Annotated in this window: 9 protein-coding genes; all 9 read left to right on the forward strand. The window is 61.2% G+C overall.

What is annotated here, in order from left to right; all coding sequences use genetic code 11:
- Positions 1-63 precede the first annotated feature (63 nt).
- From ML541_RS07995 to ML541_RS08035, 9 genes are read left to right on the forward strand one after another with little or no spacing between them, the layout of a single operon-like run.
- Positions 64-3,321, forward strand: coding sequence for an efflux RND transporter permease subunit (locus ML541_RS07995; protein WP_243372168.1), 3,258 nt, complete (start codon positions 64-66; stop codon positions 3,319-3,321).
- Positions 3,318-4,439 carry an efflux RND transporter periplasmic adaptor subunit gene (locus ML541_RS08000; RefSeq protein WP_243372169.1) on the forward strand — a complete coding sequence of 374 codons (1,122 nt, stop codon included), beginning with the start codon at positions 3,318-3,320 and terminating at the stop codon, positions 4,437-4,439. Before ML541_RS07995 ends, ML541_RS08000 begins: the two co-directional genes overlap by 4 nt.
- 5 nt (positions 4,440-4,444) lie before the next feature.
- Positions 4,445-5,638 carry an MdtA/MuxA family multidrug efflux RND transporter periplasmic adaptor subunit gene (locus ML541_RS08005; RefSeq protein ID WP_243372170.1) on the forward strand — a complete coding sequence of 398 codons (1,194 nt, stop codon included), beginning with the start codon at positions 4,445-4,447 and terminating at the stop codon, positions 5,636-5,638.
- Positions 5,639-8,833, forward strand: coding sequence for a multidrug efflux RND transporter permease subunit (locus ML541_RS08010; RefSeq protein ID WP_243372171.1), 3,195 nt, complete (start codon positions 5,639-5,641; stop codon positions 8,831-8,833). It abuts the gene before it with no gap.
- 4 nt (positions 8,834-8,837) lie between these two features.
- A complete protein-coding gene (locus ML541_RS08015) occupies positions 8,838-11,951 on the forward strand; it encodes a multidrug efflux RND transporter permease subunit (protein WP_243372173.1) in 3,114 nt (1,037 codons plus the stop codon).
- Positions 11,952-11,977: 26 nt separating this feature from the next.
- The gene (locus tag ML541_RS08020; protein ID WP_243372175.1) at positions 11,978-13,477 is read left to right on the forward strand and encodes an efflux transporter outer membrane subunit; all 1,500 of its coding nucleotides are present in this window, start codon (positions 11,978-11,980) and stop codon (positions 13,475-13,477) included.
- 40 nt (positions 13,478-13,517) lie between these two features.
- The gene (locus ML541_RS08025) at positions 13,518-14,801 is read left to right on the forward strand and encodes an alpha/beta fold hydrolase (protein ID WP_243372176.1); all 1,284 of its coding nucleotides are present in this window, start codon (positions 13,518-13,520) and stop codon (positions 14,799-14,801) included.
- Positions 14,798-15,559, forward strand: a complete 762-nt coding sequence (locus ML541_RS08030; RefSeq protein WP_243372177.1) for a VacJ family lipoprotein — start codon at positions 14,798-14,800, stop codon at positions 15,557-15,559. The genes ML541_RS08025 and ML541_RS08030 overlap by 4 nt, the downstream gene beginning before the upstream one ends.
- Positions 15,559-16,836 (forward strand): 4Fe-4S binding protein, encoded by a 1,278-nt coding sequence (locus ML541_RS08035; protein WP_243372178.1) that lies wholly within the window; start codon positions 15,559-15,561, stop codon positions 16,834-16,836. Before ML541_RS08030 ends, ML541_RS08035 begins: the two co-directional genes overlap by 1 nt.
- Positions 16,837-16,939: the final 103 nt, after the last annotated feature.

Raw genomic sequence — 16,939 nt, forward strand, 5'->3', positions numbered from 1 at the left:
TTGCCATTCTCATCCCTGTTGTTCCCTAATCCCTGAAACAAGCCTCTTACTGGGGTCCAGGCCATGTGGATCGTGCGACTGGCGCTCAGACGGCCCTACACGGTGGCCGTCATGGCGCTTCTCATGCTGGTGCTCGGCGTCCTGTCCATGAGCAGGATGGTAGTGGACATCTTTCCGGTGATCAATATTCCGGTGGTGGTCGTCGTCTGGAATTATCCGGGACTCTCGCCGGAAGACATGGAACGGCGCATCGTCCTCATAAGCGAGCGTGCCTACTCGACAACGGTCAACGGCATCTCCCGCATCGAATCCCAGTCCATCCCAGGAATCGGCCTCTTGAAGGTCTATTTTCAGCCGGGGACCGAGATTGGCGCTGCCATCTCCCAGATCTCGTCCGTTTCCAGCACTCTCCTCCGCATTGCCCCCCCCGGTACGCAACCCCCCACCATAATCCAGTTCAATGCCTCCAATGTGCCGGTGGCCCAGTTGACCATGTTCAGCAAGACCCTCCCCGAGGAAAAAATATTCGATTATGGCCTCAACTTCATTCGCGTCCGCCTCTTCACCATCCCGGGGCTGTCGACCCCGGCCCCCTTCGGTGGCAAGAACCGGCAGGTCATGATTGATATCGATCCCGGTGCCCTCTCTTCCCGTGGGTTGTCCCCGGCAGACGTGGTAACTGCCCTCCAGACCTCCAATGTCATCATCCCCGCCGGTACCGCCCGCATCGGCCGGCTGGACTATAACGTCCTCCTCAATTCAAGCCCACGGGCACTGGAGCAGTTCGAATCGATTCCAATCAAGGTGGTTGGCAATGCACCGGTCTACATTGGGGATGTGGCCAAGGTATCCGACAGCTACGCGGAACAGGTGAATATTGTCCACGTCAACGGCCGTCGTGCCGCCTACCTGGCCATTCTCAAGCATGCCGACGCCTCGACGCTGGCGGTGGTGGATGCCACCAGGGAGGCGCTGCCCGGCATCCGGGAGACGGCTCCCAAGGGGCTGGAGCTGAAGATCGACTTCGACCAGTCCCTCTTTGTCAGGGGTGCCATTGCCAACGTCGTTCGGGAGGCGGTGCTTGCTTCTGTTCTCGTTTCGCTGATGATCCTATTATTTCTCGGCAGCTGGCGCAGCATGATCGTCGTCTCGACCTCCATTCCCCTGGCCATTTTGACCGCATTTGTCGCGCTCAACCTGGCCGGGCAGAGCATCAACATCATGACGCTCGGCGGGGTGGCACTCGCCATAGGCATGCTGGTGGACGACGCCACCGTCGAGGTGGAAAACATTCACCGCAACCGCGCCCTGGGACTCCCCTTGACCCAGGCGGTGCTGACCAGCGCCCAGCAGATTGCCGTGCCGGCCATCGTTGCCACCATGGCCATCTGCATCGTCTTTTTTCCAGTGGTGCTCCTGACCGGTCCGGCCAAATATCTCTTTACCCCCTTGGCGTTTTCGGTTGTGGCGGCCATGCTCGCCTCTTACCTCCTTTCACGGACCCTGGTGCCGGTGCTGTCCCGGATGCTGATGGCGGCTGAGCACCATGGGGGAGAGGTGAGGTCGGGGCGATTGGCGGGAATGGGGCGGCGCTTCAATGACTTCCGCGACCGTCATTTCCGGCGTTTCAACGATGCTTACAGCAGCGCCCTGGCAACAGCCCTCCACCACCGCTGTTTTACCCTTCTCTCCGCCGCACTGCTCGGCTTGGTCAGTATCAGTCTCGTTTTCATCGTTGGCACCGATTTCTTTCCCACCGTCGATGCGGGCTTGATGAAGCTTCACTTCCGGGCCCCTTCCGGTACCAGAATCGAGGAGACGGAAAAGCTGGTGGCACGGGTGGAGGAGGAGATCCGGCGGCAGATTCCGAAAAAACAGATCGAGACCATCAACAACATGATCGGCGTGCCGACCTTTTACAATCTTGCCTTCGTCCAGACGGAAAACATCAGCGGCATGGACGCGGAAATCCTCATTTCCCTGAAGGAGGGGCATTCACCGACCGCTGTTTTCCGCCGGCGGCTCAGGGAGGTGTTGCCGGTGAAATTCCCCGGCTGCTCCTTTTATTTTCAGTCGGCTGACATCGTCACCCAGGTGCTCAACTTCGGTCTGACCTCTCCCATCGATGTGCAGATAGAGGGGACCGATTTCGCCCGGTCCACCGATTATGCCCGCAAGATGGAGAATGCTCTGCGAGGGATTCCGGGTATTGCCGATGTGCACCTGAACCAGGTCCTTGATTACCCGGCGATCCAGGTGGATGTGGATCGCAGCAGGGCGGCCCGGCTGGGGATGACGGAACGGGATGTGGCAACCAATGCCCTCATCTCCCTGTCCTCCAGTACTCTGATCGCCCCCTCCTTTTTCCTCAACCCGGCAAACAACGTCAACTATACCGTTGCCGTCCAGATTCCCCGACGCTACCAGGCCGATCTCGATACCCTGATCGGCCTGCCGGTGACCCCTGCCGCAGGGACCGCCATTCTCCAACCGGCCTCGCCCCCCGCCCCGGCCCAGGTGCCGCAGATCCCGGCCCAGGCCCTGGCCAACCTCGCTCTGGTTTCCCATCGTGCCAGCCCGGAAAATATCAACCACTACACGGTGCAGCGGGTGCTGGATGTGGAGGCGAGCGTGGAGGGGCGGGATCTGGGGTCGGTGGTGGCAGACATCAACCGGGAGATCGGGCGGCTGGGCAAACTTCCCGCCGGGACGAAGGTCACCGTCCGCGGCCAGAACGAAGTCATGACCCATTCCTTCAGGAGCCTCGGGCTGGGGCTGGTCCTGGCGACGCTCCTCGTCTATTTCCTCATGGTGGTGCTGTTTCAGTCCTGGCTCGATCCGTTCATCATCATGACCGCCGTTCCCGGGGCGCTGGCGGGTATCCTCTGGATGTTGGTCGTGACCGGCACCACCATCAACGTGGAATCGCTCATGGGTTCCATCATGGCGGTGGGGATTGCCACCTCCAATTCCATTCTGCTCGTCAGTTTTGCCAATGATCTGCGCATCGAGAAAAACCTCGGTCCCCTTGAGGCGGTGCTGGAGGCTGGAAAGACCCGGTTGCGGCCGGTACTGATGACGGCGTTGGCGATGATTATCGGCATGATTCCCATGGCCCTGGCCATGGGTGAGGCGGGGGAACAGAACGCTCCCTTGGGCAGGGCGGTCATCGGCGGGCTGGTGGTTGCGACCCTGATGACCCTTTTTGTCGTGCCGGTCATCTATACGCTGCTTCGCCGGGAAATGCCGGTCAAACATCTGCTGGATGAGCGCTTTGCCGCCGCCGAACGGGGCGAACACGAGGCAGCGAGGCACCAATGAGCGAAAAGGAATTTCAGCCCCACAGCAGGAGGCTCTACCTGGTCGCGGCCTTGATCATCACCGTGGCGGTGGTCATCATCCTTGTTCTATTCATCAGGCGTTATATCCTGACCAAGAACGAAGCGGCGCGGCGCAGCGGCGAGCTGCAAGCAGGCCCCCATGTGCAGGTGGCAACGGCCAGGCGTGCCCCATCGGGGCGCAGCCTTGAGCTGCCCGGGGAAGCCCGACCCTATGCCTCCGTCACCTTGTTTCCCAAGATCAGCGGCTATCTGGCAAGAATAACGGTGGACAAGGGGGACCAGGTGCGGTCGGGCCAGGTGGTGGCGGTGCTGGAATCGCCGGAACTGGACAGCCAGTACCAGGCGGCGGTGGCGGATGCCCGCAACAAGAGAATTTTTGCGGCGCGGGCTGCGACACTGGCAACAACAGCATCCATCGCTACTCAGGATGCAGAGAATGCTGAGGCCGCGGCCCGGATTGCCGAAGCGACAGCTGCAAGCCTCAAGACCCAGAAAGGGTATCAGGTAGTTCGTGCCCCCTTTGCCGGTACCGTCACCGCCCGCTTCGTCGATCCGGGAGCATTGCTCCAGACCGCCGCCAGCTCCCAGACCTCGGCCCAGCCGATTGCGACCATTTCTCGAACGGACCGGCTGCGTGTCTACATCTATCTCGACCAGAAAAGCGCCGCCTTCGTCAAAGTGGGCGATAAAGGACTGATCGCCGATGCGGCACGGCCCGGCAGCCAGGTGGCCGCGCAGGTCAGCCGAATCAGCGGCGAGCTCGATGTGAAGACCAGAACCATGCTTGTTGAACTGGACCTGGATAACAGATCGGGAAAAATTCCCCCAGGGGGCTTTGTCCAGGTCAAGATCGATCTGGTCTTGCCCCCGGCGGTGGCGGTACCGGTCGAAGCATTGCACATGCAGGGAGAAAGACCATTCGTGGTGGTCGTTGGCCGGGACAAGCGGGTGACCCTGCGCCCGGTGGTGGTCGGCGACAGTGACGGTAAGCAGGTGCGCCTGAACCAGGGGGTCAGGGAAGGGGAGCAGGTTGTCCTCAATCCCAGACCGGGCATGACCGGCGGTGAGCTGGTGCAACCCACGGCAGCGGAAAGGTGACCGCCATGGCCATACAGGAGCGAAAAGATCTGCGGAAAGAGCCGCGTCCGGAGAAAAAGAGAAGGCATCGGTGGGGATGGCTGATGCTCATTGTGGTGCTGGTCGGGGTGGTCATCTTCTTCCGCTACGAGCAGGCGAAGCAGGCTGCTCGGGAAAAGGGGAAACGGCCGGCGCCGCCGACACCGGTCGTGGCAATGCCGGCGCTTGTTCGCGATATGGGAATTTATCTCGATGGTTTGGGAACCGTAACGCCGGTCAGCACGGTTACGGTGAGAAGCCGGGTCGATGGCCAGTTGATGGCGGTGCACTACCGTGAAGGGCAGATGGTCGAAAAGGGAGCACTGCTGGCAACCATCGACCCCAGACCTTTTCAGGCGCAGCTGCTCCAGGCAGAGGGGCAGATGGCCAGGGACCGGGAGCAGCTCAGGAACGCCCGGCTCGATCTGGCCCGCTACCGGATCCTCTGGCAGGAGAACTCCATCCCGCGGCAGCAGCTGGATACCCAGGAGGCGCTGGTCCGTCAGTTGGAGGGGGTGCTGAAATTCGACCGGGGACAGGTTGAAAATGCCCGATTGCAGCTACATTACAGCCGTATCACCGCCCCCGCTGGCGGCAGGGTCGGTTTGCGCCTGGTGGACGCCGGCAACATCATCCACAGCTCGGATACCACGGGACTGGCGGTCATCACCCAGCTGCAGCCGATCACCGTCGTTTTCCCCATTGCCGAAGACAGCATCGCTCCCGTTCTGGCCCAGCTGAAGAAGGGGGCACGTCTCCCTGTGGAGACTTTCGACCGTGAGCAGAAACACAAGCTGGCCGAGGGGACACTTTTGACCATCGATAACCAGGTGGATCCTACGACCGGTACGGTTCGTTTTCGGGCAGTATTCCCCAATGAAGAAGGGATGCTCTTCCCCAACCAGTTCGTCAATGCCCGTGTTCTTGCCGACGTCAGAAGGGGGGTGATCGCCATTCCCACAGCGGCGATCCAGCGGGGTCCGCAGGGAATATTCGTCTTCGTCGTCCGGGGGGACAAAACGGTTGAATTGCGCCACGTGCAAACCGGCATCACCAGCGAGGGGGAGACGGCGATCGAAGCGGGCTTGAAGGCAGGGGAGCTGGTGGTGGTGGATGGCGCCGAGCGGCTCAAGGAAGGAAGCAGGGTGGAGGTGCGCAGTGGCGGCCATGGGAAAAAGTAAATGAGCATCTCCCGCCTCTTCATCCAGCGGCCGGTGGGGACGATCCTGCTCATGCTCGCAATTCTCCTGGCCGGCGCCGCCGCATACAGGCAACTGGCCGTGTCGGCGCTTCCCCAGGTGGATTATCCGACTATTCAGGTGCGAACCTTTTATCCCGGCGCCAGTCCAGAGGTCATGGCCTCATCGGTGACGGCACCGCTTGAGCGACAGTTCGGGCAGATGCCGGGCCTCGCCCGGATGACCTCAACCAGTTCCAGCGGCAGCTCGGTCATCACCCTGCAATTTACCCTTGAACTGAGCCTGGATGTGGCCGAGCAGCAGGTGCAGGCGGCCATCAACTCCTCGTTCACCTTTCTTCCCCGCGACCTGCCGGTGCCTCCCGTTTACAGCAAGGTCAACCCGGCCGATGCACCGATCATGACCCTGGCCCTGACCTCGGCAACCATGCCGCTTCCCCAGGTGGAGGACCTGGCCGATACCCGCTTCGCCCAAAAGATCTCACAGCTGCCGGGGGTGGGGCTGGTGACCATCAGTGGCGGGCAGCGTCCGGCGGTTCGGATTCATGCCAATCCCATCACCCTCGCTGCCTTCAACCTGACCTTGGAGGACCTGCGCAGCGCCGTTGTCTCCGGTAACGTGAATCAAGCGAAGGGTGCCTTCGACGGCCCCCGCCAGTCTTTCATCATTGGGGCCAACGATCAGCTCCTGACCAGCCGGCAGTACCGGTCGCTGGTGGTGGCTTACCGAAACGGGGCGCCGGTCTTTCTCGGTGATGTGGCCGAGGTGGTCGATGACGTGGAAAACGTCAACCAGGCAGCCTGGATGAACACTGCGCCGGCAGTCATCCTCAACATCCAGCGACAGCCGGGGGCCAATGTCATTCAGGTGGTGGACCGCATCAAAAGACTGCTCCCCCAGCTGCAGGCATCACTGCCGGCGGCGGTGCAGGTCTCCCTCCTTACCGACCGGACCACCACCATCCGCGAATCGGTCCGCGACGTCCAGTTCGAACTGATGCTGGCGGTTTTTCTGGTTGTGCTGGTGATCTTTCTCTTTCTGCGCAACCTGCCGGCTACCACCATCCCCAGCGTCGCCGTTCCCCTTTCCCTGGTGGGCACCTTCGGCGTCATGTATCTCCTCGGCTTCAGCCTCAACAACCTGACCCTCATGGCCCTGACCATCTCCACCGGCTTTGTTGTCGATGATGCCATCGTCATGATCGAGAACATCGCCCGCTACGTGGAGGAAGACGAGCCCCCCCTGCAGGCAGCCCTGAAGGGTGCCCAGCAGATCGGCTTCACCATAATCTCGCTGACCGTTTCCCTCATTGCCGTTCTGATCCCGCTCCTTTTCATGGGGGACGTGGTCGGGCGGCTGTTCCGGGAATTTGCCGTCACCCTGGGGGCGACGATCTTTATCTCGGCGGTGGTCTCCCTGACCCTGACACCGATGATGTGTGCGCGCATTCTGAAGCAGGTGCCGGAGGAGCGTCAGGGACGATTTTACCGGGCCTCCCAGCACTTCTTCGACAGGGTCATTGCCGCCTATGGCCGCACACTACACTGGGTATTCGCCCGGCAGACGGCCACTCTGTTTGTGGCCGCCGTGACCCTGGTCATGACGGTGGTCCTTTACCTGCTGGTGCCGAAGGGCTTTTTCCCCATCCAGGACACCGGCTTCATTCAGGGGATAACCGAGGCTCCCCAGTCCATCTCCTTTGCCGCCATGGCTGAACGGCAGCAGCAGCTGGCCAGGCTGATTCTCAAGGATCCCGCCGTCGCCAGCCTCTCTACCTTCGTCGGTATTGATGGAACCAACGCCACCTTGAACAGCGGCAGAATCCTTATCAACCTGAAACCCCTCGATGTGCGCGGCATTAGTGCGGCAGAGGTCATCGAACGGCTGCAGCCTCATTTGGCCAGGGCAGAGGGTATTGCCGTCTTTCTCCAGCCGGTGCAGGACCTGACCGTTGATGTGAATGCCGGTCGCACCCAATACCAGTATACCCTGGAGAATCCCAACACTGAGGAGCTGCGCCGCCTTGCCCCCCTGGTCGTTGAAAAGCTGCGCCTGGTCCCGGAACTGCGCGACGTGACCAGCGATCAGCAGGACCGGGGAGAGCGGGTGGCGGTGGAAATTGACCGCACCACCGCCTCCCGTCTCGGTATCACCACCCAGCAGATCGACGACACCCTCTACGACGCCTTTGGTCAGCGGCAGATCTCCACTATCTTCACGGAATTGAACCAGTACCGGGTCATTCTCGGGGTGCAGCGCGCATTTCGGCAGGACCCCGACAATCTTCAGGATGTCTACCTGCGCAGTGGGATCCCCTCTGTTGCGGGCCCGGTGCCCGGCCAGGTGCCGCTGCAGGCCTTCAGCCGCATCAAGCGGACGGTCGGCCCGCTGGTCATCAACCGCCAGGGGCAGTTCCCGGCCATAACCGCCTCCTTCAACCTGGCGCCGGGTGTTTCCCTGGGCAAGGGGGTGGATGCGATCGAGGCGGCGGTCCGGTGCATGGGGCTGCCGGCCAGCATGCAGGGTATGTTCCAGGGGACGGCACAGGCATTCAAGGCTTCGCTGGCCAACGAGCCGCTCCTGATCCTGGCGGCGCTCGTCACCGTCTATATCGTCCTCGGCGTCCTCTATGAGAGCTACATCCATCCGGTGACGATTCTTTCCACCCTCCCTTCGGCCGGGGTGGGGGCTGTGCTGGCCCTGATGTTTACGGGCACCGAATTCAACATCATCGCCATTATCGGCATCATCCTCCTCATCGGCATCGTCAAGAAGAACGGCATCATGATGGTTGACTTTGCCCTGGAGGCGGAGCGCAAGGAGGGGAAACGGGCGGAGGATGCCATTTACCAGGCCTGCCTCCTTCGTTTCCGGCCGATCATGATGACCACCATGGCGGCGCTGCTTGGCGCCCTTCCACTGGCCATGGGGCACGGGGTGGGCTCGGAATTGCGCCGGCCGCTGGGCATTTCCATCGTCGGCGGGCTCATTTTCAGCCAGGTTTTGACCCTCTACACCACGCCGGTCATCTACCTGGCCTTTGACCGCCTGGCCCGGCGGCGGAAGAAGGAGCATGTAACTCCCCCTGACCCCCTCTTACCTAAGAGGGGGAACCCTGTGCCGGATTCGGAACCAGCGTCCCTCCCCTTTGATAAAGGGGAGGACAGGAGGGGTTAAAAACATGAACATCTCGGCGCCGTTCATACGCCGGCCGGTGGCGACGACCCTCCTGACGGTGGGACTGGTCCTGGCGGGGGCAATTGCCTTCCGCCTGCTGCCGGTTTCGCCGCTCCCACAGGTGGATTTTCCCACCATTGCCGTTTCCGCATCCCTGCCCGGGGCCGATCCGGAGACCATGTCAACTTCGGTTGCCGCACCGCTTGAGCGGCAGCTGGGGCGGATAGCAGGGGTGACGGAGATGACCTCCACCAGTTCCCGCGGCTCCACCAGTATCACGCTGCAATTCGAGCTGGATCGCAATATCGATGGCGCTGCCCGGGATGTGCAGGCGGCCATCAATGCCGCCCGGGGCGACCTCCCTCCCAATCTGCCGAACAACCCGGTCTACCGCAAGGTCAATCCCAGCGATGCCCCCATTCTTATCCTCGCCCTCACTTCCGACACTGTTGGAAAGCCGCAGATGTACGATGCTGCCTCGTCCATCCTCCAGCAGCGCCTTTCCCAAGTGGAGGGGGTCGGCCAGGTCTTTGTCGGCGGGAGCTCGCTGCCGGCGGTCCGGATCGAACTCAACCCGTTGGCCATGAGCAGGTACGGCATCAGCCTGGCGACGGTTCGTGGGGGTATCGCCGCTACCAATGCCAACCGCCCCAAGGGTCAGTTGATGGACGGGAATACCACCATTGAGATCGAAACAAATGACCAGCTGCGCCGGGCCGAGCAGTACCTTCCCCTGGTCATCAGCTACCGTAATGGTGCGGCTGTGCGCCTTAAGGACGTGGCAACGGTTACCGACTCGGTTGAGGATATCCGGGCAGCCGGCTATGTGAACGGCAAACCGGCCGTGATGGTGATCATGTTCCGCCAGCCGGGTGCCAACATCATCCAGACGGTGGACAATGTGCGCTCCCTGTTGCCGCAGTTGGAGGCAGCTCTGCCGGGGGGGGTGCAACTGTCCGTGGTCCTCGATCGTTCTCCACCCATCCGTGGTTCGCTACGGGATGTGGAGCTGACCCTGATCATCTCGGCAATCTTCGTCGTTCTGGTGGTGTTCTGGTTTTTGCGCAACGTGCGGGCGACGATGATTCCGGCGATGGCGGTGGCGGTGTCCATCATCGGCACCTTCGGCGTCATGTACCTGTGCGGCTATTCCCTCGATAACCTCTCCCTCATGGCCTTGACCATCGCCACCGGCTTCGTCGTCGATGACGCCATCGTCGTTCTGGAAAACGTCATCCGCCACCGTGAGATGGGGGAAACGCCGTTGCAGGCGGCATTTTCCGGCAGCAGGGAGATTTCTTTCACCGTCCTGTCCATGAGCCTGTCGCTGGTGGCAGTTTTCATTCCCATCCTGCTCATGGGGGGAATGGTCGGCAGGCTCTTTCGCGAGTTCGCCGTGACCCTCTCGACGGCCATTGCCGTTTCCATGGTCGTCTCCCTGACGACGACACCGATGATGTGCGCATTCATCCTGAAACCGCACCGGGAAGCGCGGCACGGGTGGTTGTACCGGATGAGCGAAGGGCTGTTCAGCTGGATGCATGCCCGCTATGAAGTGAGCCTGCGCTGGGCCCTGCGGCACTCGAAGCTGATGCTGCTTATTCTCATCATGACGCTGGCGACCAACATCTTCCTCTTTGTGCTGGTGCCCAAGGGCTTCTTTCCCGAGCAGGACATCGGCAGGCTCAACGGCAACATCCAGGCTGCCCAGGACATCTCCTTTCAGGCCATGGAGCAGAAGCTTTTGCAGGTGGTGGAGATCATCAGGCAGGACCCGGAGGTGGATTATGTCATCGGTTTCACCGGCGGCGGGGGAGGGGGAGGAGCCGCCACCAACAGCGGGCGGATGTTTGTCGCCCTCAAGACATTTGCCGAACGGCGGGCGACGGCGAGCGAGGTGATCGGCAGACTGCGGCGGAAACTGAGCAGGGTGGTGGGTGCTCCGACCTTTCTTCAGCCGGTCCAGGACTTGCGCATTGGCGGCAGAGCCAGCAATGCCCTCTACCAATATACTTTGCAGGGGAATGACCTGGCCGAACTGAACCGCTGGGGGCAGCAGTTGCTGCAGAAGCTGCGGGGAATGCCGCTTTTAACCGACGTCAACAGCGATCAGCAGGACCGGGGCCAGGAGGTGACGCTGGACGTGGACCGTGCCACAGCCTCCCGTCTCGGCATCACCTCCCAGACCATCGACAACGCCCTCTACGATGCCTTCGGACAGCGTCAGGTGGCCATCACCTACTCAATGCTCAACCAGTACCACGTGGTCATGGAGGTGGCGCCCTCCTTTCTACAGCGCCCCCAATCCCTGAAGGACATTTATGTGACGGCGCCGGGGGGAAGCCAGGTGCCGATCGCTGCCTTTGCCCGGCTGGAAAACCGGGCAACGCCGCTGGCGGTGAATCACCAGGGTCAGTTTCCCGCCATCACCCTTTCCTTCAATCTGGCTGCGGGAGCTTCCTTGGGGACGGCGGTGACCGCCATCGAGACTGCCACCCGGGAAATGGGCATGCCGGTGGGCATCAGGGGCAACTTTTCCGGAACGGCCCAGGCTTTCCAGTCGTCGCTGGCCAACGAGCCCTTGCTTATCCTGGCGGCGCTGGTGTCGGTCTACATCGTCCTCGGCATACTGTACGAGAGCTACATCCATCCCGTCACCATCCTGTCAACCCTGCCTTCGGCGGGGGTGGGGGCGGTGCTGGCGCTGATGCTGACGGGGACGGATCTTAGCATCATCGCCCTGATCGGCATCATCCTCTTGATCGGTATCGTCAAGAAGAACGGCATCATGATGGTCGATTTTGCCCTGGATGCGGAAAGGACGCAGGGGAAGCGGCCGGAGGACGCCATCTTCCAGGCCTGCCTGCTCCGTTTCCGTCCCATCATGATGACGACCATGGCCGCTTTGCTGGGGGCCCTGCCCCTGGCCCTCGGTACCGGCGTCGGCTCCGAATTGCGGCGCCCTCTGGGTCTGGCCATTGTCGGCGGCCTGATTTTCAGCCAAATGCTGACTCTATACACGACGCCGGTGGTCTATCTCCACCTGGACCGCCTGCGCCTGTGGGTTTCGGCCAGGCGAGCCTTTAAAAAACGACATGCAGTAAGAGATTCGGCATGATCCCGCCGAAAGGGAGGGGATGAGCGATGGCGCAGACGAAGAGAACCTACCAGCTGATACATTTTTTCCCGCTCTTGCTCCTGTTATCAGCCTGCTCCATTGGTCCCGATTACGTCAGGCCGGCCGCGCCGGTACCGACCCAACTGAAAGGGACAAAGGGTTGGAAGACCGCCCAGCCCACGGCCGGGGAACTGAACGAGCGCTGGTGGGAACTCTATCACGACCCGCAACTGAACGCCCTTGAGGAGCGGGTTGCAGTGGATAACCAGAACCTGAAAATAGCCGAGGCCCAGTTCCGCCAGGCGCGGGCCCTGGTCCAGGTTGCCCGGGCCGGCTATTACCCCACCGCCACCCTGGGAGCCAACGTCACCCGCACACATCCATCTGGCCGTTTGGGGGGGGTGGGCACTACCCGGGGAAGCGCGGCGGGCGACAGCACGATCTATTCACTGCCCATGGACCTTTCGTGGGAGCTGGACATCTGGGGGAGGGTCCGTCGGTCTGTGGAGGCCAACAGTGCCACGGCCCAGGCAACGGCGGCGGACCTGGCCGGCGTGCGGCTGAGCATCCAGGCGGAACTGGCCCAGGCCTATTTTCAACTGCGCGCCGTCGATGCACAGCAGTTACTGCTGCGGACGACGGTCGATTACTACGCCAAGACACTCCAGCTGACCCGGAACCGCTATGGTGCGGGAGTTATCGCCCAGTCTGACGTGCTCCAGGCAGAGAACCAGCTGGCATTTACCCAGGCCCAGCTGCTGGACCTGGGGGTGCAGCGAGCCCAGCTGGAAAATGCCATTGCCCTCCTGATCGGGGCAGCCCCCTCTGAATTCAGCCTGGCCCCGGCCCCCCTCGACCGGCTACCGCCGGACATTCCGCTGATGGTGCCTTCGGAACTTCTGGAGCGGCGCCCGGATATAGCCGCAGCCGAGCGGCGCATGGCCGCGGCCAACGCCCAGATCGGCATTGCCGAGGCGGCCTGGTTTCCGACCGTGAAACTGACTGCTTCCAGCGGTTTTGAGTCGGGAGGCATCGCCGATTGGCTCGCCTGGCCGAGCCGGTTCTGGTCCATTGGAGCCGGACTCTCGGAGATCATCTTCAACGGCTTTCTCCGCAGCGCCCAGACCGACCAGGCCCGTGCGGCCTACGAGGGCACCGTTGCCGGCTACCGGCAGACGGTGCTGACGGCTTTTCAGGAGGTGGAGGATAATCTGGCGGCCCTGCGCATACTGGCGGACGAGGCAAAGGCACTGGAGGTGGCGGTGCGTGCGGCCCAGCAGGCGGTTGTCATTACCACCAACCAGTACAAGGCGGGCACCGCCAGTTATCTGAACGTCCTGGTCTCCCAGACCGCCGAGCTGACCAGCAGGCGAAACGCGGTCGAGGTCCACGGCCGCCTGATGACCGCCAGCATCCTCCTGATCAGGGCTCTGGGGGGAGGCTGGCAGCTTCCGGAACCTGCCCTGGCTGGCGGAACTGCGGGAACCGGCACGGCACAAACGCTCGTTGACAGGAAAACGGATTAGGGTATTGTTTTAATTATCTTCATCTAATTTAGGAGGGAGCATGGGGGGGCGTCTGCTTATCCTGATCGCGTGGTTCTCGGTCATTGGTACCCTCACTGCCGCTGCCTATGACTATCCGGTCAAAAATCCCTATATTGCCACCATCGCCGGGACCCCGACCGCCTACAAGGCGGACCTGAAGGTGGCTGTGCCGGAAAAGCAGAAGGAGATCAAGATAATCGAGGGTCGCCAGGTCCCTCCCATCTTCTGGTTCCAGAACCGGATGAAATACTCGGTGGCGATGCAGGGACACAAGGCGCCGCTCATGTTCATTATTGCCGCTGCCGGTTCCAGCTACAATTCGCCCACCACTCATATTCTCCAGCGGGCCTTTTACAAGGCGGGTTTCCATGTCATCTGCCTCTCTTCGCCGACCCACCCCAATTTCATGGTGACTGCGTCAATGACCGGCGTTCCGGGCTACGTCCCCGATGATGCCCGTGACCTGTACCGGGCCATGACCAGGGTTTGGCAGGAATTGGACGGAAGGTCCGATGTTTCGGATTTCTTTCTCACCGGCTACAGCCTCGGGGCAGTGGATGCGGCCTTTGTGGCCAACCTCGATGAGGAGATCAAAGGCTTCAACTTCAGGAAAGTCTTGATGATCAACCCGCCGGTGAGTCTATATACTTCGATTATGGTTCTTGACCGGATGCTGCTGGACAACCTTCCCGGCGGCATCGCCGGGCTGAACCCTTTTGTGGACCAGGTGATGACCAAGTTTGCCGGCATGTATCGCGGCATGGAGGCACTGGACTTCAACAACGACGTGCTCTACCAGGTATTCGAGGAGGAAAAGCCCGATGATCGGGAGATGGCAGCTCTGATAGGCCTGTCCTTCCGGCTCGTCTCGGCTAACATGATGGTGACGGCCGACATCATGAACAACCGAGGCTACCTGGTGCCGAAAAACAAGGTTCTCAGCCCCACGGACCCCACCACCGAGTACCTGAAAGTAGGGTTGCGGCTGAGCTTTAGCCAGTTCTTCGACGAGTTCTTTTTTCCCTTTTTCCAGGCCCGCTATCCCGGCATGACCAAAGAGGCGCTCATTGCCAGTGACAGCATCAAAAGCCTGGATGCCTATCTGAGGCAAACGAACAAGATCGGTGTGATGGTCAACGCCGACGACATGATTTTGGCGCCGGGAGACCTGGAGTACCTGACCGGGGTTTTCGGCAACCGGGTCAGGATTTATCCGCTGGGGGGCCACCTGGGCAACATCGACTATCGGGAGAATGTGGCGGATATGCTGGCATTTTTCGGTGTCACGGAGACAAAGCAATGAGGCACATGGTCGCCGCTATCAGAAGTGCAACGGCCATGCTCCTGTTCGGGGTATTGGCTGCCTGCGCTACGCCACAGACCATGCCGGCCGAAATCCCGCCGCGGCACACCCTGGACGAGTTTGTGGAAACGGAGCGGCAGGACGATCCACTGGATATCTACGATCCCATGGAGCGCTTCAACCGGGGGGTCTACCGCTTCAACTACTATGCGGACAACTATGTCTTCCTGTCAGTGGTCCACTTTTACGAGTTCATCACCCCGGTCTTCGTCCAGGACCGCTTTACCAACTTCTTCAACAATGTCTCCGAGCTCAACACTCTGGCCAACTGCATCCTGCAGCTGAAGCCGAAATGCACCGCCAAGACCTTCAGCCGGATCGTCATCAATTCCACGTTGGGGTTGGGGGGTATGTTCGATCCGGCCACTCAGTGGAAGATCGACAAGCAGCGGGAGGATTTCGGCCAGACCCTGGGCTATTACGGCGCCGGTGCCGGACCCTACATCGTTCTCCCCTTTGTCGGGCCATCCAACCTCCGGGATACCATCGGCCTTGCCGGCGACGTGGGGGGCTTTACCCTGGCGGACCCCTTCAATTTCGAGCATCACCGGGACTGGCAGCTGGCCTTCGACAGCATGTACCTGGTGGATATGCGCCACAAGATCAAGTTTCGCTACTTCGAGTCCGGTTCCCCCTTCGAATACGAGCTGATCCGCATGCTCTACACCAAAGCCCGGGAGTCGGAGATCAAAAACTGATGTCCCACCATCGGCCACAGGGACCCTACCAGGCACTGGCGAGCCGCCTGAACCGCTTTCCCCAGGGGGCACCTCCATCAGATCTGCTCTTTCGCATACTCTCGCTCGTATTTACCGAAGAGGATGCCGCTCTCGTGGCCCGTCTGCCCCTCCGGCCGGTAACGGCGACCAAGGCAGCACGGCTCTGGCGGATGAAGGAGGCAAAGGCGGCACAGGTACTGGATGAGCTTGCCGGACGGTCCCTGCTCCTGGATGTGGAGCGGGAGGGGACGACCTATTATGTGCTGCCACCCCCCATGGCCGGGTTCTTCGAATTCTCACTGATGCGGGTCCGCTCCGACCTTGATCAGCAGACACTTAGCAGCCTCTTTCATCAATATCTGAACGTGGAGGATGCCTTCATCCGCGACCTCTTTGCCGGGGGGGAAACACAGCTCGGCCGGGTTCTGGTCAGCGAACCGGCCCTGGATGCGGAGAGTGCCGCCGTTGTCCTCGATTACGAACGGGCAAGCGAGATTATCCGCAGTGCCGGGCATATTGCAGTCGGCCTTTGTTACTGTCGGCACAAGATGAGCCACCTGGGGCGCGCCTGCGATGCACCACTCGGCAACTGCATGACCCTTAACGGTGCTGCTGCCTCCCTGATCCGCCATGGCACCGCAAGGCAGATCGATGCAGCCGAGGGGCTCGACCTGCTCCAGGAGGCCTGGTCTCTCAACCTCCTCCAATGCGCCGACAACGTGCGGGAGGGGGTCAATTTCATCTGCAACTGTTGCCGCTGCTGCTGCGAGGGGCTGATTGCCGTGCGCCGTCTGGCCATCGGTCGTCCCCTCTTCACCACCAACTTCATTCCGCGGGTGGATAGCGCTTCATGCAGCGGCTGCGCCCGGTGCGCCGGAATCTGCCCCATGGGTGCCGTGTCCCTTGCAGCCGGGAATACCCCAGCTGCGGCAAGGATCGCGTCGGTCGATGAAGACATTTGCCTGGGCTGCGGCATCTGCGTCCGTTCCTGTCCCGCCGCCTCCATAAAACTGGTGCCACGGCCGCAGCGGATGGTAACTCCGGTCAATACCGCCCACCGAATCGTGCTGATGGCCATCGAGCGGGGCAAACTGCAGCACCTGATCTTCGATACCGAGGCCCTTTTCAGCCACCGCTTGATGGCGGCCATCCTCGGCGTCGTCCTGCGCCTGCCCGGCATCAAACAACTCATGGCCGGTCGGCAGATGAAATCCCGCTACCTTGAGCGTCTGTTGGCGAATCGCGACATAGTCTGATGCTGGCCCGTGCCGACACCTCCTGTTGATCCCCAATAAAAAATAAATAATTTGATTCCTGGAGCAAGAAGTGGTGAAGTAATAGGCTTGAAATGCCATCCAA

Origin of the sequence: Geotalea sp. SG265 (assembly GCF_022808985.1) — a bacterium.
Classification (GTDB): Bacteria; Desulfobacterota; Desulfuromonadia; order Geobacterales; family Geobacteraceae; genus Geotalea.